Genomic DNA, 25,362 nt, shown 5'->3' on the forward strand with positions numbered 1-25,362 from the left:
GTTGCATTTTTAGAAAGAAACAGTTATAGTTGACTAGTCAATTGTTGACGAGTCATCTTTTTAAGGAGGAAACTATGTCGTTATCATTACGGGAAGTCAGCCAATTATTATGTCAGTTAAAGGTATTAGATCAAAAAATTACCAAAGTTTTTGAAGAGCAAGTTGGCTTGAGTTTGACTCGTTATGAGTTGCTGATGATTTTAAAAGAACGTCAGCCGTGTCTTCAAACAGAGATTCAAGAACACTTAAAAATCGATAGTGGTGCGGTCACTCGCCATTTGAAAATTTTAGAAGAGAAACAGTATGTGACACGACAGCGAAATCCAGAAAATAATCGGGAAGTGCTAGTGCATTTAACAGAAAAAGCACAACAAGAACTGCAGCAATGTACAGCCAAGCAACAAACGGTAACAGAAATTATTCCCAGTACATTTACAAAGGACGACTGTCGCCAATTAAAAGAACTTTTGACAAAACTAGATCAAAGCATTACAACGAAAGAGGTATGATAGAATGACAACATATACAACGAATGATTTTTCAGAGATTGTTTTTGGCCGCAAATCGGTTCGGGTGTACGATGAAACCCATAAAATTTCTCATGAAGAAATGTTAACAATGATTCAAGAAGCGACCACCGCCCCTTCTTCTGTTAACATGCAGCCATGGCGTTTTGTCGTAGTAGAAAGTGAAGCAGGCAAAGAAAAATTAAAACCCTTAATTCGCTTTAATACGCGTCAAAATGAAACATCTTCTGCAATGCTCTTAATTTTTGGTGATCTAAACTGCCATGAGCGAGGAGAGGAAATTTACAATCAAGCTTATGCTAGTGGTAAAATGCCTAAGGAAGTGCGGGACCAACAATTAGCAGCAATTATTCCCCATTATGAAAGTTTAAGCAGAGAACAAATGAATGACATCGTAAAAATTGATGCGAGTTTAGCAGCTATGCAATTTATGTTAGTGGCACGAGCTCACGGATATGAAACAAATCCAATCGGTGGTTTTGAAGCGGAAAAATTAGCCGAAACATTTGGTTTAGATCAAGAGCGCTATGTCCCAGTAATGATTTTATCTGTGGGTAAGGGCATGGAAACTGGCTATGAATCTGTTCGTTTAGCACCAGAAAAAATCACGACATTTGAATAGGCAATAAAAAATGACGGCGTACGCTTGTATCAACCAACGATCTTAAAGAAAGTTGGCTAATGCAACAGCGATGCCGTCATTGTCGTTGGATAAAGTGACTTCCGTTGCGATGCTTTTAAGCTCTTCAACGGCGTTTTCCATAGCAATCCCCGTGCCGGCCCATTCCAACATTGTATAATCGTTGTGCCCATCACCAAAAGCAATTACTTCTTCAGCAGCTATACCTAACTGTAGGGTTAGTTTTTCTAAAGAACGCGCTTTATCAATATTTTTTGCGGTAAATTCAAAATAGAAAGGAGCGGAAAAAGCAGCGGTGACGGTTTCTTTGAAAGGCGCGTAGATGGCCTCATGATATTTTTGTAAATAGGCGGGTTCACCAGCAATTAAAATTTTGTTCAAGGGAAAGTTTAGTCTGGCGGCTAAATCATGCCACTCACATAATTGAAAGTTGCCGCCCCGTGATTCATATTCAATAATATTAAAATCACCAGTCTCTAAATGTAAGGTGTGATGAAAAACATCATTGACATACATAAATGTTTCATCATTAATCATTGGAATTACGTCAAATTGTTTCAAATGCTCTAAAATTTGTTGACTCAATGATTTTGAAATTGTCTGGTTAAATAGTTGTTGCTGACTGCCATGATGGGTGACACAAGCGCCGTTATAGGAAAGTAGGTGTCCGTTATAATGAGCCATCTCCAATTCATCTGCTAAGGGTCGCATACCGTTAGTCGGGCGGCCAGAAGCCAAAATCAGTGAGAGGCCTTGCTTTTGTGCAGCTACTAGTGCTTGTCGCGTTTTTGGTGAAATCTTTTTTTCTGAAGTTAACAAGGTACCATCAATATCCATTACAATTGCTTTGATTGCCATAATTGGCCTCCAATCCGAAGAGTTTCTTTCTTTTAGTATAAAAGTTTTTTCTATTAATGTAAACGGATTCTCTTGTGAGGTGTATAAAAGAATTATTTTACAAAAATCTATACTATTTTTTTGTGAAATTTCATATAATAGAAGTATTCTAATTATCTACATAGAGAGCGAGGGACAAGGAATATGAAGGAAAAAGAAATGCATTCGCTCTTTTTTAAACATAAGTTTGTGAAAGTAATTCCCTATTTACGTCGTTTTGGTCATCGTTTGAGTGGGATGATTATGCCAAATTTGAGTATTTTTATTGCGTGGAGCTTATTGTCTTTGGTGGCTGGCTATACGACTGGGAATCTACGGCTAGCTCTTTCTGAAGTCGAAACGATAATGATTCGAGTTGTTTTACCGATTTTAATTGGTTTTACAGGCGGAAAAATGTTCGAGGAACAACGTGGCGGCGTCGTTGCTGCTATTGCGACAGTGGGCGTGATTGTTTCCACAGATGTTCCACAGTTGTTTGGTGCTATGTTTATTGGCCCTTTAGCAGGATATACTTTCGCCAAAATTGAACAAATTTTCTTACCGAAAGTTAAAGAAGGCTATGAGATGCTGACTAAAAACTTTTTAGCAGGAATTGTGGGAGGACTGCTTTGCTGTTTTGGTATTCTGGTTGTAGCTCCTACTGTTGAAAGCGCTAGTTTTTGGCTGTATCAATTTTCTTCTTGGTTAATTGAAGCCAATCTTTTACCATTGGTTCACGTTTTCTTAGAACCCTTAAAAGTGTTATTTTTTAATAATGCGATTAATCATGGCTTATTAACGCCTCTAGGTTTAGAAGGTGCTAGTCAAACAGGTCAATCCATTTTATTTTTATTGGAAACAAACCCTGGACCAGGCGTGGGCGTTTTGGTTGCTTTTCTGCTGTTTGGTCCTGTAGGACAACGAAAAACAGCAGGAGGCGCCACCATGATTCAATTGATTGGGGGTATTCATGAAATTTATTTTCCGTTTGTTTTGATGGATCCGCGCTTATTTTTAGCAGTAATTGCTGGAGGAATGAGTGGTACGCTTGTTTTTCAAATATTTAATGTGGGGTTAAGCGCTCCTGCTTCGCCAGGTTCATTGGTTGCGATTTTAGCCAATGCCCCGACTGAGGCAAGGCTGGCGGTTTTTAGTGGAATTTTTGTTAGCTTTCTGTGCTCTTTTGCAATAGCAAGCTTGTTATTAAAACGTCAACGAGGAACTGAACCAGTTTCAATGATAAAGATGAAGGAGAAGGAGGAAGACCAAGTGGAAACAGTCACACCTAACTATCAGCAAATTTTATTTGTTTGTGATGCAGGAATGGGCTCAAGTGCCATGGGGGCTAGTTTGCTAAGCCGACAATTAAAAGCGGTGAACTTGGAGATGCCTGTGACTTACCAGTCCGTTCATCAGATGAAGTGGCAGCCTAAGACATTAGTGGTGATTCAAGCAGAATTGAAACAGTTAGCACAAAAGTACGTCCCAGAAAAGGATATGGTGAGTGTTCAAAATTTTTTAGAAATTAAATCCTATTACCCGCAAGTTTTAGCCAAACTGACTGCTTCTTCTCAAGAGCAATCTTCACTTGGTTCAGAGTCTACTGAAACGAACCCGACAAAACAAATACAGAAGCTTGTTTTTTTATATGCCGAGAATGTTCGAGGATCGCAAACAATGGGAATGGAATTATTGCGGCAACAAGCGGCGAAACAAGGAGTCGCGATTGAAGTATCTAAAGAGCCACTGGAAACAGTCTTTTTTACCAAGGAGACAACCTACGTAGTGACTCGTGAACTGGCGCAAGCCTATCATTTAGATCTAACGCAACAAAATTTATACGTAGTTACTAGTTTTTTGAATAAGAAAGAGTATCAAGAATGGCTGGAAGGAGGAGCTGATAGATGTTTTTAACGACAAGAGAAACTGTTCTATTAACGGAATTAGTGAATAGTCCTACCCCCGTTTCAGTAAACCGCATGATGAATTTGTTAAAGGTTAGCCGCCGGACGGTATATCGTGAATTAGAAAATTTAGAAACCTCGCTAGCATCGATGGGCGCGACGTTGGAAAAAGTAGCTCGTGGGCGCTTTTCGATTCAAGCAGATGAAGCAGCGATGACGGAAATTCAGGCTGCTATTTTAGGAGAAGAGACACAGGAACTTTCTACTTTGGCGCGGCAACATGCGATTTTATTGACATTACTTCAAACAAAAGAGCCAGTCTCTATGCATTATTTTCTGGAAACGTATTGTATTAGTAATACGACTTTTTATGCCGATATTAAACAATTAGAAACACGGATTGCTCGGATTCCGTTGACGATTTCTCGGAATCAAGGCTATGAAGTGACTGGTTCTGAAAAATATCGCCGTCTTCTAATGGCGAATATTCTAAGTATGGAAATTAATGAGTACCAATTTTTTCATTTTACCGAATTAACAACAAGCGACCATTTTTTCTTTCAGTTTATTCATGCAGAACATTTAGCATTTGCACAAAAAATTGTTCAGCCAGAAGTAGAAACTTTATTTCCAGCATTAAGTGATCGCAAATTACAACATTTGATTTTAATGTTAACAATTGCGATGGATCGAGTCACTGCAGGTTTTTATTTAGCTGATGAGACCTATACTGGGCAGATGAATAAGGCTTTTCTAAATTGTTCTAAACGACTTTTTTCAAAAGTCGCTGCTGAAACGAAACAACTATACGCTGTCAGTGAGATTGTTTTTTTTGCTAGCTTATTAAGTGATTTTTCTAATTCTTTTGATGAAGATTTTTTTGATGAACATTTTGACACTCAGCTGGCTTATGCAGTGAAACAACTGATTGAAGCAGTAAGTCAAGAAACGGAAGTTAATTTTTTCGAAGATACCAATTTGTATAAAATGTTGTTGACGCATTTATCAGGTGTTTTTTCTCGGGCGGTTTTACAAGAAGAAGATTTAACGAATCCCATTTTAGAACGGATCATGAATCAATATCAAGAAATAGCTGCGGCTTTACGCCAAGCGTTGCCGCAAATTTTTCCGCAAAAGAATCTATCGGAAGAGGAAATTGCCTACATGGTACTTCATTTTGCTAATTCTTTAGAACGGAGTCCCAAAATTATGGAAGTTGATATTGCTGGTTTTTCTCCTAGCGGTTTGGCTTCGACAAGTATGTTGGAAATGCGATTACGGCGCTACTTTCCTTTTATCAACCAGATTCATTTTTTTCGGATTGCGGATTTAGGTAAGGTGAATGTTGAGGAAAACTATGACTTAGTGATTTCCACTTCGTTATTACCAGGATACAATGGCAAATATAAATTGATCTCACCGTTACTTTTAGACGATGAAATCCGCCAATTGAAAGAAGAGTTTAAGCGGATTAGTCACGAAAAACGCTCGCTTAGGAAAGCACCTGTGAAAAAAACAGGTGGCGAAGAAAGCTACGAAACAGTGGTCGCTTTCATGGAAGAAATTAGTAAACTATTAGAAACATTTTTCATAGCAGATTTAAATAATCAAGCGGATTTGGCAGGAACCGTTCAACAAGCCCTCGCGCAACTTTCCGCAGATTTAATCACCGATAGTGCAATCGTTTGTCAGCAATTGATGAAACGTTACGAGCAAGCGCCTATTGGGATTCCTCAGACGGAAATGGCCTTATTCCATACCTCAAGTACAGCAGTGACACAGCCTGTTTTTTGTATTTTTAATCTGGCCCAGCCACTTATGATTGAAGGTATGGATAAAAAGCCGATGCAGTTACAACGTATGTTACTCATGCTAGCGCCGATGCCGATTGATGAAACGATCGGGAAAATTTTAGGAAAAATCAGTGGTGCGATTATTATGAATGATTTAAATACAGAAATTTTTCATTCAGGAAATGAAGCCATTGTTTATCAGTTGCTTTCGTCATTATTAATTGAAGAAATGAAAGGCTAGGTGTTGAGAGATGTTTGAAATTACAGCGGAGCAAATAATGTTGAATCAATCGTATGCTAGTTGGGAGGAAGCACTTGCAGCTTCTGGTGAATTACTGCTAAAAAATCAGTTGGTCACGCCTGACTATGTCAAAGCAATGTATCAACGCCAACAAAAAGTCAGCGTGTATATCGGTAACTTCGTGGCATTGCCTCATGCGGAAGGACAAGATGAACAAGTTTTAAAAGAAGGGATTTGCTTTATTCAAGTGCCTGATGGGGTCAACTTTGGTACGGAAGCAGATCGAAAAATAGCTACTTTGTTATTTGTCGTTGCTCTAAAAAGTCAACGGCAACTAAGCATGCTTCAAGAATTAGCTTTTTTCTGTTCAGATCTCGAAAACATTCAGCGGCTCAGTGATTGTCAAACAATCGATGAAGCGCAAAAAATTCTGGCTCAAGCCTAAAGTTACATCTGGAAAAAATTGGTAGTAAAAAATCAATTCATTCTGAAATGCTCAATAATTATTGAAATAATTTTATAATAAAAATTAAAATATTTTTATTTAAGAGATTAAACAAAAAGGATAAGAAGATTCCTTGACAAAAAATAGGCCCTATGATAAATTTAAGGTAACTTGTGACAAAGTCGTGCATGGATGCACTAAAAAGACACCCTATTGCGGTAGGGTGTCTTTTTTTGCTGTTTAGACAGCAGCGGTTGGAAGCAACTTGTTTATTCCTCGTTCTGTTTTTCCAACCAAATGGTTACAAGTTTCAGGACAATCCCGACAAAAATCGGCACAAGAATTTTTGTGACAATCTCGTACATGTGATGCACCTCCTTTCGAGGCAAGTCGCCAATTTGAGTATAGCATAAAAAGTTGTTCATTTATTATTGGGATTATTAGAAATGAAATAATCACGTGTTTTCTGGTTTTCGTAACTAGAGAACACGTGCTTTTTTCTTTCAACTTTTGGCACAATGGTTTGTGCCAAAGTACGACTTTTTCCAGATTCGGAAAGCGGATACAATTTAGTCAACAAGAAAAGTTACTTGAGAGAAGGGGAATAAAAATGGAACAAGTACCAGAAAAAAATAAAGTATCAATTAAAGCAAAAGTCCAAAGACTTGGCAGTACCTTATCTAGCATGGTGATGCCCAATATCGGGGCGTTGATTGCGTGGGGCGTTTTGACAGCGCTATTTATCCCAGATGGATATCTGCCAAATAAAGCCTTTGCCACGATGGTTGGCCCAATGTTGACCTATTTAATTCCATTATTAATTGGCTACACTGGTGGGAAAGTAATTGCAGGTGATCGCGGTGCCGTAGTTGGAGCAATTGCGACAATGGGCGTGATTGTGGGAACCGATATTCCGATGATGCTAGGTGCCATGATTATGGGTCCACTTGGTGGCTTTACAATTAAGAAATTTGATCAGTATTTCCAACATCGGATTAAAGCTGGTTTTGAAATGTTAGTAAACAATTTTTCAGCTGGATTAATTGGTTTTGCGTTAGCTTTACTTGGTTTTTCAGCGATTGGCCCAATTGTCGATGCGCTGACTGCTGCAATGGCACGTGGTGTGGAAATCATTTTAAATGCTCATTTGATTCCATTAACGAGTATTTTTATTGAACCGGCAAAAGTGCTCTTTTTAAACAATGCGATTAATCATGGCATTTTAACACCCTTAGGGACAGAACAAGTCTTATCGGCTGGTAAATCAATTCTTTTCCTATTAGAAGCAAACCCTGGTCCTGGGTTAGGTGTCTTATTAGCATTTATGTTTTTTGGAAAAGGTGCGGCAAAATCTTCTGCGCCGGGAGCAATAATTATTCATTTCCTTGGTGGTATCCACGAAATTTACTTCCCATATGTAATGATGAAACCGTTATTATTCTTATCGGTTATTGCAGGTGGTGCGACAGGTAGTTTGGTTTTCCAAACGTTAGATGCTGGTTTACGTGCGCCCGCTTCACCAGGCTCCATTATAGCTATTTTAGCGATGACACCAATGGGTTCTTACTTACCAGTTATTTTAGGTGTTTTGGCAGCAACTGCTGTTTCCTTTGCAGTATCCGCAGTCATTTTAAAAGCAGATGCGAAAGAAGAAAGTGATGAATTTGCCCAAAAAGTGAAAGAAACCCAAGCGGCTAAAGCAGCATCAAAAGGATTAACTGTCGCAAATGGTAGTGCTTCATTGTCAGGAATTCAACAAATTATTTTTGCTTGTGATGCTGGGATGGGCTCTAGTGCAATGGGGGCGTCTATCTTACGGAAAAAGGTCCAAGAGGCTGGTTTAATACAAACTGTGACGAATCGGGCTATTAATAATTTGACCGATGAGGGAAATACATTGATTGTCACACAAGCGGAATTGCAAGAACGGGCTAAACAGAAAGCACCTAATGCAACCTTTGTAGCAGTTGAAAATTTCTTGAACTCACCACGTTATGATGAAATTGTGGCTGAACTATCAGGTACCAAAGAAAAAAACGACGCACAACCAACAGCCTTCAAAGCAACACCTGCTTCTGAAATTGAGGGAGATTTAGCAAATGTCAATGAGATTCTTTTGGTTCACGATGACCGTGTCGGGTCAGCAACGATGGGAATGAAAGTCTTAGAAGAAATTTTAGATAAAGAGAAAATTTCAATGCCGATTCGAAAAATTAATATTAATGAATTAACTCAACAAACACAGGCTTTAATTGTCACAAAAGCTGAACTAACGGAACAAGCCCGTAAAAAAGCACCGAAAGCGACACACTTATCAGTAAAAAGTATGGTTAATCCCCAAAAATATGAAACAGTGGTTTCGCTCTTAAAAGAAAGTGCCTAGAGAGGAAGAAAACAATGGAAAATCTTACGAATATTTCAATTGAATTAAATCAACAGTTTAATACAAAAGAAGAAGCTATTCGCTTTTGCGGCGAAAAACTAGTCGAGGCAGGCTGTGTTGAGCCCGCTTATATCGAAGCAATGATTGAAAGAGACCAATTGCTATCTGTTTATATGGGGAATTTTATTGCCATTCCTCATGGAACAGAAGAAGCCAAAAAATTAGTGAAAAAATCAGGAATCTGTGTAGTGCAAGTCCCAGAGGGCGTTAATTTTGGCACCGAAGAAGATGAAAAAATTGCTACCGTATTATTTGGGATTGCCGGAGTCGGTGAAGAACATTTGCAATTAGTCCAACAAATTGCACTTTATTGTAGTGATATGGATAACGTGGTGCAACTTGCCGATGCATTAAGTAAAGAAGAAATAACAGAAAATTTAGCCATTGCTTAAAGGAGAGAATAAGAATGAACGCAGTACATTTTGGAGCAGGAAATATTGGACGCGGCTTTATCGGCGAAATTTTAGCTAAAAACGGGTTTCATATTACGTTTGTGGATGTTAATGAAACCATCATTCAAGCGTTAAAAGAACGTAAAAGTTATACAATTGAATTGGCTGATGCCTCACATCAACAAATTAACGTTGAAAATGTGACTGGGTTAAATAACATGACAGAACCAGAAAAAGTAGTAGAAGCAATTGCGGAAGCCGATTTAGTCACGACGGCGATTGGTCCTAATATTTTACCAAGAATTGCTGAATTAATTGCCCAAGGAATTGATGCACGTGCCGAAGCAAATTGCCAAAAGCCGCTGGATATTATCGCTTGTGAAAATATGATTGGTGGTTCAACCTTTTTAGCAGAAGAAGTGGCCAAATATTTGAAAAATCCAGCTTATGCTGAACAATGGATTGGTTTTCCTGATGCGGCGGTTGATCGGATTGTTCCATTACAAAAACATGAAGACCCACTTTTTGTTCAAGTTGAGCCTTTTTGTGAATGGGTCATTGATGATACCAACCGAAAAGCCAAAGAGATTCAGTTAGAAGGCGTTCATTACGTTGCTGATTTAGAGCCGTATATTGAACGAAAATTATTTAGTGTAAACACTGGCCATGCTACAGTTGCCTATACAGGGGCGTTGTTAGGCTATCAAACCATTGACGAAGCGATGCAGGACGCCTTAGTGGTAGCACAACTCAAATCAGTTTTGCAGGAAACCGGTAAACTTTTAGTGGCCAAATGGAATTTTGATGAACAAGAACATGCAGCCTATATTGAAAAAATTATTCAACGTTTCCAAAATAAATATATTTCAGATGCTATTACACGTGTAGCACGGACACCAATCAGAAAATTAGGTGCGCAAGAACGGTTTATTCGACCAATCCGTGAATTACAGGAACGCAATCTAGTGTCGCCGCATTTATTAGCAATGATTGGTATTGTCTTTAATTATCATGATCCAGAAGATGAACAAAGCCGTCAATTACAGGAAATGCTTGACCAAGAAAGTGTTGATACAGTGATCGCTGAAGTAACGGGCATTGAAGATCCAGAAACGGTTAAAAATATTAAACAAAACGTAGAACGCTATGCGCGACCACAAGTAGCATAATAACAAAATCCTTCTACCAAGATACTTCACATTTCTTAATTAAAGGGAAAAAAACAACCGCTCACTGATTAAAGTGAGGGGTTGTTTTTTACATATTGACTAAGTGGTTTTTGATAAAGCTCTCCTTTGAAGGCACCTGTATTGAAGTATTCAGCTAATTGGTAACCAATGAATGGGCCAGTAGTGAGTCCTGATGAACCAAGTCCGCTAGCAACCACAAGGTGGGGCATTTCTGGCAAAGGGCCAAAAAACGGAGCGAAATCGGATGTATAAGCACGTGTACCGACGCGGTAATGCATGGGTTGCTTAAAAAGCTGCTCTGCTTCTTTTAGAAATGGCGCAGTCCCAGAAGTTAGTTGTTGAAAAGCGCTAACAGTCTCTTCTAAATCCCAGGCTTGATCATTTTCGTGGGTGGCACCTAATAAAATTTTCCCTTGATTAAAAGGAATTAAATCGGCTTCGCCATCTAACATAGCAACAGGCCATTGCTGACTGTTTGTAAAAGGGGTCTCGAAAACTAATAATTGTCCTTTTTGGGGACGAATGTCCACAGATAAATTTAAAGTAGCGAGTAATTCCTTTAAATGAGGACCAGGTGTTAAAGCGAGAAAATCAACGCTCTTTTTTTCTGAATTTGTGACAATTTCCCACCCTTGATTCAGTTGTCGAAAGTGCGCCCGTTGTGAGCAAAAAGTGACCCCTTTGGCTTCGGCGCGTTTCTGAAGATGGTTTAGATAAGCTGGTCCATCTAGGCGACCGCCGCCAGAAATAAAAAGTGAGGGAGTTTCCTTAAGTAGCGGTAAGAACTTCGCTGTTTGAACTGCTGACAACATCGTGATTTCTCCAATTTCAGGTGCAGTTTGCTTACGCTCTTCTGCCAAATGGGCTAAGTCTGCCAAAGCGGCTGCCGGGCGCAAAATGACAGTCCCTGATTGACGATAAATATCCTCCGTCAGCTGAAAATCTTTGACTAGCTTTGGAAATAGGGCAGCGCCCTCTCGCGCTAATTGGTACCATTTCTTATTCCGACGTTTGGATAGCCAAGGGGAAATAATCCCGGCGCTCGCTTTAGTCGCTTGGCCGAGCCCTTCATCATAAACGGTAATGTCAAATTTTTGTGGATCTAAATAATTAGCTAACGTCATTCCGATAATGCCGCCGCCAATAATGGCAATTTTTTTCATGCTTCTTCTCTCCTTCGAACAGTTGTATTGTAACACAAAAAAACCGCCTCTAGACAGAGACGATTGAGAGATAAATTGTTAGCGGGTCCTTCTGTGTGTATAAATAGAATTGCCGCCTTCTAAAACGTGAACAATTTCTTGTGCCATTTCTGCCACAGGCACGGGATCATAGCCAATAAATAAGTTCTTTAAAAAGGGGATTTTCTTAAAAAAATAAATACATTTACTAAAAAGTATGGTGCCGGTACGTTCTTGACCTACAAGTAAACTAGGATAAAAAATCACCGCTTCGGCGACTTCTTGGTGGATTAGTTCCTCCGCTGCCAATTTGGCATCCATATATTTTCTCAAAGGGAAAGGAACAGTATTGGCTGAAATAAATAAAAACTTAGCTGGCTTTTTTTGTTGTGCTAAAAAAGAGCTGATTTTTTTCACGGGCGTCAGAATTAGCCGTTGATAGGTTTTCTTTTTTCGTGGATTTTCAAATAAAATACCTACTGTATCAATGACCCAGTCAGCACGCTGGACTTGTTCTTGCCAATTCGTGTCACGAGTAACATCGGAGCATACCCACTGCACTTGGTGGCTCCAAGATGCGGAGAGCGTGGTAGGCTTTCCATGACGTGAAACACTGATGACTTGATGTTGGCGTTGAACTAAAATTTTCGCGATTTGTTGACCTAAAAAACCGCTACCGCCAAAAATAATGACTTTCATGGCAAGCCCTCACTTTCAATTGTTTCTTCTAGTGTACCTTAAATAAAAAAAGAAGCAAAAAATCTCGATTGCGCATAGTTTAGTTATAAATAACATAAAAATAACCTTTTTTGATTGTTGAAACACAAAGACCCAACAATGGTTGTTTATTGTCGTGAAATAAATAAAAAAATGAACAAAAATGAAATAAATCAGACTAAAGGCCTAGAGAAAGGCCCTTGTTTCTTGAATTCAAGCATGGTTAAATAGGTATAAGTGAACGACCGAGCAATTTAGTTTGTTGGGGAAAATAGACAGAATGAGGAGATGAAACGAAGAAAATGAAGAAGAAAACGATAATTATATTGGGGGCAGTTGCGGTAATTGCGGTTGGGGGCATCGTAACTGTGAATGCGTTAAATAAAAATGCACAACAAGTAGCTGTCAAGCAAGCGCCTAAAGATGACTGGGGAATTGACTATTTTGACGTTCCTGACTTGCAGCAAATTTATATTAATGGTGTCATCCAACCGGAACAAATGGAAGCCTTTGCGCGCGATCAAAAAATAACAAAGGATCCAGAGATTAAGGTGAAAAACGGCGATGTCGTAGATGCAGGCACAGAATTATTTACTTATGAAGATGAGGCGGTCACAAAAGAAATTGAGGCACAACAAAATAGCTTAGCCAAATTAGAAACGAAGCGGGCGAATATCTATAATAAGTGGAATCGGGCCATTGATAAATTTAATAAAACTAAAGAAGAAGACCGCACGATGTCTGGGGATGATTTAAATGAACAATATCAAACAGAAGTTGATGCAGTAGATGAAGAGATTACCTTCACCAATGAAACCTTAGCGGATTTAGGAGCGAAGCAATATATTTCCACAAAGGCTAATTTCAAAGGTCGCGTATCAATTCCAGAAGTAAAAGATGCCAACTCACCGATTTTACGGTTAACTTCAGAAGATCTTTATTTAGCTGGGAAAGTGAATGAAAAGGACTTGACTAAAATTAGTGTTGGGCAAAAAGCTAAACTAACTTCTGTTTCCAATAATGTGGTTGTGGATGGCTCAATTTCTTACATCGATGATAATCCTCCTGAAGGCAACAGCGATGCCGCGAGTGGCAATCCAGAGGGCGGCACAACGATGTCTAGTTATAGCGTCAAAATTGCGTTGGCCAATTTAGACAAAGTCAAAAATGGCTATCATATGCAAGCAACCATTGATTTAGGCGATTTAGGGGCGATTGAGTTACCGAAAAAAGCAATTCAAAAAGAGGGTGAACAGGCCTACGTTTTAGTGAATGATTTTGGAACCATCATTCGTCGTGATGTCCAAGTCGGGCAAGAAAATGGCGACAAAATGGCGATTGAATCTGGCTTAGAATCAGCCGACCGAGTGGTTATTTCTTCAAAAAAACCAGTAAAAGTCGGTGATATTGTGGAATCAGATGCAGCGATTGCTTCTGATGAATCAGCAACCAACGAATCAATGACAGATGCGTCGAAATAGGAGGGCTTGATGGTGGAAGCAAACAATACAAATCAACCCCTCATTGAATTGCGGGACATTAACAAGTTCTATCCAGTAGGTAAGGAAAAACTACATGTTTTAAAAGAATTGAACTTGACCATCCATCAAGGAGAGTTCATTTTAATCATGGGGAAGTCCGGTAGCGGTAAGACAACGCTGATGAACATTATTGGTTTCTTGGATCGCTTAACAGACGGAAGTTATCATTTCTCAGGAACAGATGTTTCAAAATTGTCTGAAAATAAAAAATCAGCCTTTCGCAATGAATATCTAGGATTTATTTTTCAACAATTTTTCTTGATTAATTCTTTAAATGTTAGTCAAAATGTTCAATTGCCCTGTGTTTATGAAGGGAAAAAAAGCCGCGCTGAGAAAAAAGCGATTGCTGAAAAATACCTAAAAATTGTCGGTTTGGAAACAAAAGCCAAATCAAAAGTTACTGAACTTTCTGGAGGACAGCAACAAAGAGTAGCCATTGCTCGTTCCTTGGTGAATGATCCATTATTGATTATGGCTGATGAACCGACTGGGGCATTGGATAGTGAAACGGGTACAGAAATTATGGAATTATTGAAAGAATTGAATGAACAGGGCAAAACAATTGTCATGGTGACACATGATGAAGATATGAAAAAATATGCCTCACGAGTGATTCATATGAAAGATGGTCGCTTTTTGGAAGAAGAGGTGATTAGATGATTGCTAATTTATTTGTTAGTACTTTTTTAAGCTTAAAGGCACATAAGTTGCGGGTATTTTTAACGATGGTCGGGATTATTATTGGGATTACATCAGTCGTAACGATTTCTGCGCTAGGTGAAGGGATGAAGCGCCAAGTTGTGAAGGCATCCAGTGCAGTGAACGCGGATGTTTTGAAGATTCATTATACAATGTCGGATGGTAGCAGTGACAATTTTATGTCCTACGAAGAGCCAGATTATACGTTTAGCCGAGTGGACTTGAAAAAATTACAAGACATTCAAGGAATTGAAAGTATTTATCCTCAATATGGTGAATCAATGATGGGGGGCGGAGACAATTTGTTTGTACCAATGGATTATTTTGGGGCGCAAGCGAATTTATCCATTACGTCGACTAAAGGGCAGAATGATATTTTATATGGTCGTGATTTTCAACCGAGCGATGCAAATACAGATGCGATTGTCTTAAATCATGATATCTTTGAAGCGCAAATTCGGCTTGATGATCCTAGCCAACTCATTGGAAAAGCTGTTTCAATTGGTGGTTATATGTACAAGGTGATTGGTATTTTAGCACCAAAAGATTTAGATAGTTTTGGCATGAACGATGATTGGGCAACTGCTATGAGCAGTTTTGTTTCTCGAGAATCATACAATAAATTAGCGAAAACAAAAGCAATTAGTGGCATCAATATTAAGGTTCGTGAGGGAGCGGACCGTGAAGCAATTTTAGGACAGGCAATCACCATTTTAAGTGAAAATCATCCTGAAGTGAAAGGAACGTTTAAAGAAAATGACCAAGACCAACAACTCCAACAACAAATGGAAGAAATGGTCACGGGTATGACGATGTTTCTGATGGCAATTACTGCAATCTCCCTATTAGTCGGGGGAATTGGCGTCATGAACATCATGTATGTGTCCGTCACGGAACGGAAACGAGAAATCGGGATTCGTCGGGCCATTGGTGCTAAACCACGAGTCATTTTATTCCAATTTTTAATGGAAGCAGCGTTTATCACATTGATTGGTGGTTTGATTGGTGTCGGCTGCGGCTACTTATTGGCAACTGTGGTCGGTGGGTATATTTCGATTACGCCAATTATTACGCCGTCCATCTTTGCCATTTCAACATTGGTTTCTGTCTTCACAGGTATCTTTTTCGGGATTATTCCAGCAATTGGTGCCTCGAGGATGGATCCGATTAAAGCGATTTATAATTAAAAAGAAGAGCTTGGTAGTCACATCTTGTTTGATGATCCTATCAAGCTCGCTTTTTTATTTCATGTCACTAAGAATTTTCTGAATCAATTCTTGTTGAAACTCTTTGGTATATTGTTCGGTGAGTTTCGCTTGTTCTTCTTGGGACATTGATGGATTCGCCATCATAGCGGCCATCATTTTTTTGCCAACTGTTTCAGTACCTTCTTTTTTGATATCAGCGGCATGTTGTTCCATATATTCGCCTAATTTTTTGGCTTGATCAGCACTTAAAACTAGCCAGTCACTAGCAACGTTGAAGGTGTTTTCTTGTTTTGCAAATTGGTTATCGTTGTCAGCAAGGCCAAATAGTGTTTTGGCCCAAGACTCTTGATAGGACCATTTCGTCGTTTTTTGGACTAATGTGGCTTTTTGAGCATCTTTTTGAACTGTGTTTGTGACGTTTTCCGTTCCTGTTTTTTGTAGTTTCTTTTTATCTGGTGTGTTATATAAATAAACTTTTTCGGAACCATCGCCCAACGGCTGGTACAATAACATGTTGGGGCCATCTTTGCTTGCGCTACTGCTTTTTAGTTCAAACGTTTTGTCCTGAGTAACTTCGGTCATACCAAAATGATCTTTATCGTTTAAAACGATAAGACTTAACGAAGCTAAGAAGCCTAAACCAAAAATAACCATACAGAATTTATGCCAGACTTTTCGGCCAAATACATTTGTGTAGGCAAAGCCTAACACGCAAAGGATTAAAAGAAAAATAATCATTATTTCATTGCACCTACTTCCTTAACCGGCATCGCTTCTTTTTTATTTAAGAAGAAAGTAATCGCCAAGCCGAGAACGCCAAAGATTGTTGCCACGAAGAAGGCTGCGTGATAGCCGTTTAATGTTGCGTTTGTTGCTTGATCGCGATAAGCGAGTGGGGCTGTTTTTAATAAGTCTGATGCAGGTAAGCCGTCTTTGGTAACATTTGTTAAAACACTAATCAAAACAGCTGTTCCAATTGAGCTGGCTACTTGTCGGAAGGTGTTGTTTACAGCAGTTCCGTGACTTAATAAATTCATTGGTAAAGCATTCATGCCAGAAGTTGTCACAGGCATCATGACCATCGAAATACCAAACATCCGAATCGCATATAGGACAATGATATAAATAATAGGTGTTGCTTTTGTTAAGAAAGCAAACGGTAACGTTGCAGCTGTTAAAATAAACATCCCGGTAATCGCAAGACGACGGGCACCAATTTTATCAAAAATGCGACCAGTTACTGGCATCATAAGTCCCATGACTAACGCTCCTGGTAAAAGCATTAACCCTGAATGGAAGGCAGATTCGCCACGAATATTTTGGATATACAAAGGTAAAACCATTTCGGCACCAATCATTGCCATGTTGGTTACGCCAGATAAAATGGCCGCAACAGTAAAGACTTTTGATTTAAAAACGCGTAGTTCTAAGAAAGGTTGTTCTAAATGCAATTGTCGATATGTAAAAAGACATAAAACAATCGCACCAACAATTAAGAATCCATAGACTTGCGGGCTACCCCAACCTTTATCACCAACGCTTGAGAAGCCGTAAAGTAAGCTACCAAAGCCGAGAGTAGAAAGAATGACCGATAAGACATCGATACTTGGATTAGATAATTGGATGACATTTTTCATTAAGAATGAAGCCAAAATTAGGACTAAAACGACAATTGGAATGACCATCCCAAAAAGGTCACGCCATGTATAAGAATCAATAATCCAACCAGATAATGTTGGACCTAAAGCGGGTGCTAATCCGATAACAATTCCCGTTGTGCCCATGGCAGCGCCACGTTTTTCAGGCGGGAAAATTGAAAGCATAATTGTTTGTAAAAGAGGCATAGATACGCCGACCCCTGCGGCTTGAACAAGACGTCCAGTCAATAACATGCCGAAGTCTTGCGCTACAAAACAGATGATGGTTCCGATTAAGAACGTTGACATCGCTGTTATGTATAATTTTTTTGAACTAAATTTGTTAATCAACCAAGCACTGATGGGAATCATAATGCCGTTCACAAGTAGGAATCCAGTGGTTAGCCACTGTACACTTGAAGCTGAGATATCAAATTCTTTCATTAATGTAGGTAAGGCCGTCGTTAAAAGTGTTTGGTTTAAAATCGTACAAAATGTTCCGATTAGTAAAACACCGACTAGTAACGACCGGTTATAAGGTTTTCCGTGAATATCCACAGGTTGTTGTGAAGTCACATATATCGCTCCTTTTTCTGTAAGTTTCAAATTAAATTGCATTAACTACTTTACAACTAATTAGAATCTTTGTCAACTTACTTGACAAAGGCGTAAAAAAAACTACAATTAAGGAAAGGATAAGGGAAAGGAAGTTAAACTAATGTGGTCAAAAATGATTCAGCGTTTATTAAATGAAGAAAATTTGTTGATAGGAATTAGTGAACTAAGTGAAATTGCTGAAGTTTCGCCACGTCAACTTCGTTATTGGGAAGAAAAAGGGTATATTTCTTCTATTGCGAAAGACGCAAACGGTCCACGGAAATATCGGTTACATACAGTCGTCAAAGTGCATTGGATCAAGCGTTTTTTAGATGAAGGATATACGTTACAAAGTGCGGTGGAAAAAGCAGAAGAGCAGCATCGTAATGTGGGGATGACGAAAAAAATCTTTAGTCAAATGTTTCATGGTATCTCAGAAGTTTGTCCCAATTACGTAGCGATTGATTTGGGCGATTTCGATGAAGAACAAAAATTATATGTCGTATTTAATGAAACCACAGAAGTCAGTGAGTATCTTTTAATTCCTAAGGATGCAGATGTTTCTGATGAGTTAAAGAAAAGAAAATAAGAATGAAATAGGACTGGGAGAAAGACCTGAAGTGAAAGTAAAACGTTACTGAATGAATCTTCGAGTTCTTTTTTTCTTGCAATTTCTTTATTTTTCTATATAATTTCTTATATGGAAAAGGAGGGTTTCGATGAAAGAAACAAAACCTTACGGAACAGTCTTGTTAAAAGCGGCTAAAATCATGGACTGTCTAAGTTTACAACCCGATCAAACCTTACAGGAAATTGCAAAGAATACCGAAATGACGGCATCAACGGCAATCAAAATTTTAGAAACCTTAACATTAATTGGCTATGTTCAAAAAGACACGAACAAAACGTACCGCTTAGGAACAAAATTGATTCGCTATGCGAATCAAAGTGTGGAGCAAATCGATTTAGCTGAAATTGCGGTACCTTATTTAGAAAACCTTCAAAATACGGTCGATGAAACCATTCATTTAGGGATTTTAAATAATAATGAAATTCTGTATATCAATAAATTAGAACCGAAAAATCAAACGATTCGTATGTCCTCGAAAGTGGGAATTACTCGGCCGTTGTATAATTCGGCCATGGGTAAAGCCGTTTTAGCAGAATTTTCGGAAGAACAAGTGCAACAATATTTAGACACGCAGACATTAATTCCCTATACCGAAAATACGATTACCAATCCCTTGCGTTTGAAAAAAGAATTAAAACAAGTGCAACAAACGGGGATTGCTTACGATGATGAAGAAATTGAACAAGATATTTTCTGTAGCGGAGTATCTTTAATGAAAGATGGCGAAATTGCGGGTGCTTTTAGTGTAAGCATGCCGAAATATCGTTTGACAGAGGAAAATAAAACGACGATTAATCAAGCCCTTTTAGCGACAAAAGCAGCGATTGAAGCGAAATTATAGTAGAAAAAGAAAGACAAACAAAAGTCGATTGAGATTTTTGTTTGGCTTTCTTTTTTTATTTTTATAAAAACGTTTGCATTTTCTTTTTTTATCTGTATAATGAAGTTGTGAATTTCTTTATAATAAATATATATTTCTAAATAAGAAATGAGGGAGTCTGTTGAAGCGAGTATCAATTTTACAAAAATTAGAAAATGCTGGCGTGATTGCTGTGGTTCGCGGAAAGACAAAAGAGGAAGCGCTAAAAGCTAGTCAAGCCATTGTAGCAGGCGGTATGCGGGGGATTGAGTTAACCTTTACTGTTCCTCAAGCAACAGAAGTGATTCAGGAATTAGTTGCGTTATACCAAGAGAATCCTGACGTAGTCATTGGTGCGGGGACAGTTTTGGATGCTACGACTGCTCGTTTAGCTATTGTAGCAGGGGCTGAATATATTGTGAGTCCAAGCTTCGATGAAGAAACCGCTAAAATTTGCAATTTATATCAAGTTCCTTACTTGCCAGGCTGTATGACCATCACAGAAATGAAAGAAGCACTGAAAAGCGGAGCAGATATTATTAAACTATTTCCGGGAAGTGTTTATGGACCGAGTGTTATTTCGGCATTTAAAGCGCCATTGCCTCAGTTAAATATTATGCCAACGGGTGGTGTCAGTTTGGAAAATATGGCCGAGTGGTTTGCTGCAGGTGTGACGGCTGTCGGTGTTGGTGGCAATCTGTTAGCGCCAGCAGCAACTGGGGATTTTGAAAAAGTTCGTGAGGTTGCCCAAGCCTATATGGAAAAATTCCAAGCAATCAAAGGGGTGTAGGCACATGGGGAAAGTCGTAACATTGGGAGAAATCATGTTGCGTTTGTCCACGCCTGTCGGAATACGCGTAGCACAAACAGAAAATTTTGCTGTACATTACGGCGGTGGGGAAGCGAATGTAGCGATTTCGTTAGCGAACTATGGCCACCAAGTGACTTTTGCTAGTAAAGTGCCCGATAATTCATTAGGAGAAGCCGCCAAAAAGCATTTAAGTCGTTATGGGGTTTCAACGGAATTTGTACGAACTGGCGGAACACGCCTAGGAACATATTACTTGGAAACTGGTACAGGAGAACGAGCAGCCAGTGTTGTCTATGATCGCGCCTATTCAAGCTTTGCTCAAATCGAAGAAATGGAATGGGACTTACATGAGCTGTTTTCAGGAGTAGAGATCTTTCATATTTCAGGGATTACAGCGGCGTTATCAAAAAATTGGCAAAGTATGACGGTTGCGCTAGTTAAAGCAGCGAAGCAAGCAGGGTGCCAAGTAAGTTTTGACATTAATTATCGAGGGAAACTTTGGTCCCAGAAAGAAGCGAGCGTGGCATTGAAGGCCATTCTTCCATTTGTTGATATTTGTTCAGCTGGGGTATTAGATGCTCGTTATTTACTGGAGATTCCAGAACCAGAGGAAGAACTTGAAGACGCATTAACGTGGTACTACCGAAAAATGCAAGAACGTTATCCCAACATTCAAGTATTTTATTCAACCAAACGTCAAGTACACTCAGCGACAGATAATGAATTAATCGGAACGCTATGGTACAAAGGTGCGTATTATACGTCCAAATGTCATCGATTACAACCGATTGTTGACCGTGTCGGTGCCGGTGATGCGTTTGCTGGTGGGGTTTTACATGGTTTATTAGCTGCCTATGATCCACAAACCTGCATTGATTTTGCGACAGCGGCTAGTGCGTTAAAACATACTGTCCATGGTGATTGTAATCAATTTAGTCAAAAAGAAGTCCTTGCTTTTTTGGCAACGGGCTCAGGAAAAATAAATAGATAGGAGATTTTAGTTATGCAAAATATGGAAACACGTTATACACATAGTCCGGCGGATATCCGTCACTATTCAACAGAACAATTGAGAGATGAATTTTTAGTAGAGAAAGTTTTTATTCCAGGTGCAATCAGCTTAACCTACACACATAATGATCGGATGATTTTTGGTGGTGTGACACCGACCACAGAAGAATTAGAAATTATTTTGGACAAAGAATTAGGGGTTGACTATTTCTTAGAACGCCGTGAACTAGGGGTTATTAATATTGGGGGACCAGGCTTTATTGAAATTGATGGCGCCAAAGAAACAATGAAAAAACAAGATGGCTATTATATTGGGAAAGAAACAAAACATGTTCGTTTTTCTTCAGAAAACCCTGATAATCCAGCGAAATTTTACATTAGTTGTGTGCCAGCACATCATAAATATCCCAACGTAAAAATTAGTATTGATGAAATTACCCCAATGGAAACGGGTGATCCATTAACATTGAACCAACGTAAAATTTACCAATACATTCATCCGAACGTTTGTGAAAGTTGCCAGTTACAAATGGGCTACACCATTTTAGAACCAGGTAGCGCTTGGAATACAATGCCTTGTCATACACATGAACGTCGTATGGAAGCGTATGTTTATTTTGATATGGAAGAAGATACGCGGATTTTCCACATGATGGGTAAACCAGATGAAACGAAACATTTAGTAATGAGTAATGAACAAGCAGCCATTTCACCAAGCTGGTCAATTCATTCTGGGGTTGGTACAAGTAATTATTCCTTTATTTGGGCCATGTGCGGAGAAAATATTACGTACACAGACATGGATATGGTTGCAATGGATCAATTAAAATAAACCAAAGAAAGAGGAGAAAACATGGAATTTAAAATGAATGATTTTCAATTAGATGGAAAAGTAGCGTTAATTACAGGTGCTGTTTATGGGATTGGCTTTGAGATTGCGAAATCCCTAGATGAAGCAGGAGCAACAATTGTTTTTAATAACTTATCTCCTGAATCAGTTGAACAAGGCTTGGAAAATTATCGGGCTGCAGGGATTGAAGCACGTGGTTATGTGTGTGATGTCACTGATGAAGAGCAAGTTCAAGCGATGGTTGCTCAGATTAAAGAAGAAGTCGGCTCTATTGATATTTTAGTCAATAATGCGGGAATTATTAAACGAATTCCAATGGTGGAGATGTCAGCAGAAGAGTTCCGTCAAGTGATTGATGTTGACTTGAATGCGCCATTTATTATGGCAAAAGCGGTTATTCCAGATATGATTGAAAAGGGTCATGGCAAAATTATCAATATCTGTTCAATGATGAGTGAACTAGGTCGTGAAACAGTTAGTGCGTACGCGGCAGCAAAAGGCGGACTAAAAATGTTAACGAAAAATATTGCTTCTGAATATGGACAATATAATATTCAATGTAATGGGATTGGACCTGGCTACATTGAAACGCCACAGACGGCGCCATTAAGAGAACCAGGGCATCCATTTAACGAATTCATCTTGGGACGAACACCTGCTAATCGTTGGGGCACACCAGCAGACTTAGCTGGCCCAGCAGTTTTCTTAGCATCTAACGCTTCTGACTTTGTTAACGGACATATCTTATATGTTGATGGTGGGATTTTAGCTTATATTGGAAAACAACCATAAATAAGTAACAAAAAGCGGACATACCTAAAAAGGATGTCCGTTTTTTGTTATTTACTCATTGATTGAATTGGTAAAAACCGTATCTAATTTTTAAAAAAAGTCAATTTTTGACAGTAATTCGTCAAGATTAACTATATAATTTGCTAACATTCCTTGCTAAACTAAAATTACAAAAAATGAAAGCGTTTCATTTGCGCTGGTGGGATGGAAAAGGAGTTTTGATTGCCGATGATTATTAAACAGGAACAATTCATACCAAAAGATACAGTAGAAACAACGATTGACTTATTAATTAGAAATTTAACAACGATTAAAGATAACACAGGTGAATTTCTGTTAGATTTTGATGGTTTAAAAGTTGATGACAAAAGTTGGACGATTTGGAACTGGCCGCAAGGCGTTGGGTTGTATGGTATATATAAGAATTATCGAAATACTAAAAGTGAAAAAGCTTTACAAGTAGTTAACGACTGGTTTGAAGGTCGGATGCAAGAAGGCGCGCCGCCTAAGAATGTGAATACGATGGCTCCGCTTTTAACAATGGCTTATCTATATGAAGACACTAAAGACTCTAAATATATACCTTACTTAGAGCAATGGGCGGAATGGGTGATGGAAGAAATGCCCCGAACGAATGAAGGGGGCTTGCAACATGCGACATATGGACCAGAAAATAAAAATCAATTATGGGATGATACGTTAATGATGACTGTCTTACCTTTGGCAAAAATTGGTAAGTTGTTGAATCGACTCGATTATTTGGAAGAAGCAAAGCATCAATTTTTAATCCATATTAAATATTTACAAGATAAAAAAAGTGGTCTATGGTATCACGGTTGGACTTTTGAGGGAAATCATAACTATGCGGAAGCACTGTGGGCAAGAGGGAACTGCTGGATTACGATTGCTATTCCAGAAATTATTGAAATCTTAGAGTTGCCAAAAGGAGATAGTTTACGGGAATTTTTATTAAGTACCCTCAATGCGCAAGTGGCAGCTTTAGCGAAATACCAAGATGAATCTGGTTTATGGCATACATTAATTAATGATTCAAATTCGTATTTAGAATCTTCTGCTACAGCGGGATTCGCTTATGGGATTTTAAAAGCGATTCATAAAAAATATATTTCTTCTGAATATGAAGAAGTGGCAAACAAAGCAATTGCTGGCTTACTAAATGAGATTGATGAAACGGGAGAAGTACAACATGTGTCAGTTGGTACAGGAATGGGTGATAATTTAGATTTTTATCGCACAATTGGAATGACAGCGATGCCTTATGGTCAATCATTAACAATCCTATGTTTGACTGAATTGCTTGTTTCTTATTGCTAGAAAAGTAAGGAGAAAAGTTCATGAAAAAAAGAAAGGTTTTATTTACAGCAGTTATGGTATTGGCAGGATTACAGTTGCTAAGTGGTTGCGGCAAAACAGAAGCTTTGGCAAATGATACGGTAGTCTTGCGCTATGCGTATGCTAGTAATAGCCAACCAGTTATCGATTCTATGAAGAAATTCGGTGAATTGGTAGAGGAAAAAACAGATGGTAAAGTTCAAATTGAATACTTTCCAGATGGTCAATTAGGAGGAGAAACAGAACTAATTGAATTAACACAAACAGGTGCAATTGATTTTGCAAAGGTCAGTGGATCAGCATTAGAAAGTTTTTCTAAAGATTATTCTGTATTTGCCATTCCGTATATTTTTGATAATGAAAAACATTTTTTTAAAGTAATGGATAATCAAGCACTAATGCAACCAGTGTATGATTCTACAAAAAAATTAGGATTTGTTGGTTTAACTTATTATGACTCTGGTCAACGAAGTTTTTATATGAGCAAAGGGCCTATTACATCTCCAGATGATTTGAAAGGTAAAAAAATTCGGGTCATGCAAAGTGAAACCGCCATCAAAATGGTAGAACTTTTAGGGGGTTCGCCAGTACCTATGGGTAGTTCGGAAGTATATACTTCTCTACAATCTAATCTAATCAACGGTGCAGAGAATAATGAGTTCGTTTTATATACAGCTGGTCATGGTGGTGTGGCTAAGTATTATTCTTATGATGAGCATACTCGAGTGCCAGATATTGTGATTATGAACGAGGGAACAAAAGAACGTTTGACAGCGAAACAAGAACAAGCGATTGAAGAAGCAGCAAAAGAATCGACCGCTTTTGAAAAAACGGTCTTTAAAGAAGCGGTTGAAGAAGAAAAGAAAAAAGCACAAGCAGAATATGGCGTTGTGTTCAATCAAGTAGACAGTGAGCCATTCCAAAAGCTCGTTCAACCGTTGCATGAATCATTCAAAAATAGCTCAGAATATGGCGAACTGTATCAGGCTATTCGCCAGTTGGCGGACTAATTAAGGAGGTAATT

General features: G+C 38.7%; 25 protein-coding genes. 19 read left to right on the forward strand and 6 right to left on the reverse strand.

The window, feature by feature from the left end:
* Positions 1-74: 74 nt before the first annotated feature.
* On the forward strand, positions 75-509 hold the full coding sequence (locus MKZ30_RS01465; protein WP_002362972.1) for a MarR family winged helix-turn-helix transcriptional regulator: 435 nt from the start codon (positions 75-77) through the stop codon (positions 507-509).
* A gap of 4 nt (positions 510-513) precedes the next feature.
* Positions 514-1,149 (forward strand): nitroreductase family protein, encoded by a 636-nt coding sequence (locus MKZ30_RS01470; protein WP_002358386.1) that lies wholly within the window; start codon positions 514-516, stop codon positions 1,147-1,149.
* Between the two features lie 42 nt (positions 1,150-1,191).
* Here the strand turns inward: MKZ30_RS01470 and MKZ30_RS01475 are convergent, their stop codons facing one another.
* Positions 1,192-2,025, reverse strand: a complete 834-nt coding sequence (locus MKZ30_RS01475; RefSeq protein ID WP_002383674.1) for a Cof-type HAD-IIB family hydrolase — start codon at positions 2,023-2,025, stop codon at positions 1,192-1,194.
* 183 nt (positions 2,026-2,208) lie between these two features.
* Here MKZ30_RS01475 and MKZ30_RS01480 point away from each other — a divergent pair, with 183 nt between their 5' ends.
* From MKZ30_RS01480 to MKZ30_RS01490, 3 genes are read left to right on the forward strand one after another with little or no spacing between them, the layout of a single operon-like run.
* Positions 2,209-3,957 carry a PTS transporter subunit EIIC gene (locus MKZ30_RS01480; protein WP_033601155.1) on the forward strand — a complete coding sequence of 583 codons (1,749 nt, stop codon included), beginning with the start codon at positions 2,209-2,211 and terminating at the stop codon, positions 3,955-3,957.
* A complete protein-coding gene (locus MKZ30_RS01485) occupies positions 3,948-5,981 on the forward strand; it encodes a BglG family transcription antiterminator (RefSeq protein ID WP_033601156.1) in 2,034 nt (677 codons plus the stop codon). Before MKZ30_RS01480 ends, MKZ30_RS01485 begins: the two co-directional genes overlap by 10 nt.
* Before the next feature lie 10 nt (positions 5,982-5,991).
* Positions 5,992-6,426, forward strand: coding sequence for a PTS mannitol transporter subunit IIA (locus tag MKZ30_RS01490; protein WP_002355276.1), 435 nt, complete (start codon positions 5,992-5,994; stop codon positions 6,424-6,426).
* Between the two features lie 269 nt (positions 6,427-6,695).
* Here MKZ30_RS01490 and MKZ30_RS01495 read toward each other — a convergent pair whose 3' ends face one another.
* Positions 6,696-6,791, reverse strand: a complete 96-nt coding sequence (locus MKZ30_RS01495) for a type I toxin-antitoxin system Fst family toxin (protein ID WP_015543884.1) — start codon at positions 6,789-6,791, stop codon at positions 6,696-6,698.
* 245 nt (positions 6,792-7,036) lie between these two features.
* Here MKZ30_RS01495 and MKZ30_RS01500 point away from each other — a divergent pair, with 245 nt between their 5' ends.
* Genes MKZ30_RS01500 through MKZ30_RS01510 form a run of 3 tightly spaced genes read left to right on the forward strand, consistent with a single transcriptional unit; the run spans position 7,037 to position 10,430 of the window.
* Positions 7,037-8,809: a PTS mannitol transporter subunit IIBC gene (locus tag MKZ30_RS01500; RefSeq protein ID WP_033601157.1), complete on the forward strand. Its 1,773-nt coding sequence runs from the start codon at positions 7,037-7,039 to the stop codon at positions 8,807-8,809.
* Between the two features lie 14 nt (positions 8,810-8,823).
* Positions 8,824-9,261 carry a PTS mannitol transporter subunit IIA gene (locus tag MKZ30_RS01505; protein WP_002355279.1) on the forward strand — a complete coding sequence of 146 codons (438 nt, stop codon included), beginning with the start codon at positions 8,824-8,826 and terminating at the stop codon, positions 9,259-9,261.
* Between the two features lie 14 nt (positions 9,262-9,275).
* Positions 9,276-10,430, forward strand: a complete 1,155-nt coding sequence (locus MKZ30_RS01510; RefSeq protein ID WP_002355280.1) for a mannitol-1-phosphate 5-dehydrogenase — start codon at positions 9,276-9,278, stop codon at positions 10,428-10,430.
* A 68-nt stretch (positions 10,431-10,498) separates the two neighbouring features.
* Here MKZ30_RS01510 and MKZ30_RS01515 read toward each other — a convergent pair whose 3' ends face one another.
* Positions 10,499-11,614, reverse strand: coding sequence for an NAD(P)/FAD-dependent oxidoreductase (locus tag MKZ30_RS01515; protein WP_033601158.1), 1,116 nt, complete (start codon positions 11,612-11,614; stop codon positions 10,499-10,501).
* Between the two features lie 78 nt (positions 11,615-11,692).
* Positions 11,693-12,331, reverse strand: coding sequence for an NAD(P)H-binding protein (locus MKZ30_RS01520; protein WP_002383681.1), 639 nt, complete (start codon positions 12,329-12,331; stop codon positions 11,693-11,695).
* Between the two features lie 320 nt (positions 12,332-12,651).
* On the opposite strand from MKZ30_RS01520, the gene MKZ30_RS01525 reads away from it, so the two are divergent.
* From MKZ30_RS01525 to MKZ30_RS01535, 3 genes are read left to right on the forward strand one after another with little or no spacing between them, the layout of a single operon-like run.
* Positions 12,652-13,830, forward strand: a complete 1,179-nt coding sequence (locus MKZ30_RS01525) for an efflux RND transporter periplasmic adaptor subunit (protein ID WP_002355284.1) — start codon at positions 12,652-12,654, stop codon at positions 13,828-13,830.
* A gap of 9 nt (positions 13,831-13,839) precedes the next feature.
* The gene (locus MKZ30_RS01530) at positions 13,840-14,550 is read left to right on the forward strand and encodes an ABC transporter ATP-binding protein (protein WP_002383683.1); all 711 of its coding nucleotides are present in this window, start codon (positions 13,840-13,842) and stop codon (positions 14,548-14,550) included.
* A complete protein-coding gene (locus tag MKZ30_RS01535) occupies positions 14,547-15,776 on the forward strand; it encodes an ABC transporter permease (RefSeq protein WP_033601159.1) in 1,230 nt (409 codons plus the stop codon). The genes MKZ30_RS01530 and MKZ30_RS01535 overlap by 4 nt, the downstream gene beginning before the upstream one ends.
* Before the next feature lie 54 nt (positions 15,777-15,830).
* Here the strand turns inward: MKZ30_RS01535 and MKZ30_RS01540 are convergent, their stop codons facing one another.
* Both MKZ30_RS01540 and MKZ30_RS01545 read right to left on the reverse strand, forming a co-directional pair.
* Positions 15,831-16,535 carry a DUF4811 domain-containing protein gene (locus MKZ30_RS01540; RefSeq protein ID WP_033601160.1) on the reverse strand — a complete coding sequence of 235 codons (705 nt, stop codon included), beginning with the start codon at positions 16,533-16,535 and terminating at the stop codon, positions 15,831-15,833.
* A complete protein-coding gene (locus MKZ30_RS01545; protein ID WP_002389910.1) occupies positions 16,535-18,052 on the reverse strand; it encodes an MDR family MFS transporter in 1,518 nt (505 codons plus the stop codon). The genes MKZ30_RS01540 and MKZ30_RS01545 overlap by 1 nt, the downstream gene beginning before the upstream one ends.
* Before the next feature lie 100 nt (positions 18,053-18,152).
* Here MKZ30_RS01545 and MKZ30_RS01550 point away from each other — a divergent pair, with 100 nt between their 5' ends.
* From MKZ30_RS01550 to MKZ30_RS01585, 8 genes are all read left to right on the forward strand, one after another.
* Complete coding sequence (locus tag MKZ30_RS01550) at positions 18,153-18,620, forward strand: MerR family transcriptional regulator (RefSeq protein ID WP_002383688.1); 468 nt, start codon at positions 18,153-18,155, stop codon at positions 18,618-18,620.
* A gap of 130 nt (positions 18,621-18,750) precedes the next feature.
* Complete coding sequence (locus MKZ30_RS01555) at positions 18,751-19,503, forward strand: IclR family transcriptional regulator (protein WP_033601161.1); 753 nt, start codon at positions 18,751-18,753, stop codon at positions 19,501-19,503.
* Between the two features lie 160 nt (positions 19,504-19,663).
* Positions 19,664-20,311 (forward strand): bifunctional 4-hydroxy-2-oxoglutarate aldolase/2-dehydro-3-deoxy-phosphogluconate aldolase, encoded by a 648-nt coding sequence (locus tag MKZ30_RS01560; protein WP_002367887.1) that lies wholly within the window; start codon positions 19,664-19,666, stop codon positions 20,309-20,311.
* A 4-nt stretch (positions 20,312-20,315) separates the two neighbouring features.
* Positions 20,316-21,323: a sugar kinase gene (locus MKZ30_RS01565; protein WP_002419219.1), complete on the forward strand. Its 1,008-nt coding sequence runs from the start codon at positions 20,316-20,318 to the stop codon at positions 21,321-21,323.
* A gap of 12 nt (positions 21,324-21,335) precedes the next feature.
* A complete protein-coding gene (gene kduI / locus MKZ30_RS01570; RefSeq protein WP_002355301.1) occupies positions 21,336-22,175 on the forward strand; it encodes a 5-dehydro-4-deoxy-D-glucuronate isomerase in 840 nt (279 codons plus the stop codon).
* Between the two features lie 21 nt (positions 22,176-22,196).
* The gene (locus tag MKZ30_RS01575) at positions 22,197-22,985 is read left to right on the forward strand and encodes a gluconate 5-dehydrogenase (protein WP_033601163.1); all 789 of its coding nucleotides are present in this window, start codon (positions 22,197-22,199) and stop codon (positions 22,983-22,985) included.
* Positions 22,986-23,213: 228 nt separating this feature from the next.
* A complete protein-coding gene (gene bglB / locus MKZ30_RS01580; RefSeq protein WP_033601164.1) occupies positions 23,214-24,320 on the forward strand; it encodes a beta-galactosidase BglB in 1,107 nt (368 codons plus the stop codon).
* 20 nt (positions 24,321-24,340) lie between these two features.
* Positions 24,341-25,348 (forward strand): TRAP transporter substrate-binding protein, encoded by a 1,008-nt coding sequence (locus MKZ30_RS01585; protein WP_033601165.1) that lies wholly within the window; start codon positions 24,341-24,343, stop codon positions 25,346-25,348.
* The last annotated feature ends 14 nt before the right edge of the window (positions 25,349-25,362 follow it).

Origin of the sequence: Enterococcus sp. LX10 (assembly GCF_023539285.1) — a bacterium.
GTDB classification, from domain to species: Bacteria; Bacillota; Bacilli; order Lactobacillales; family Enterococcaceae; genus Enterococcus; species Enterococcus faecalis.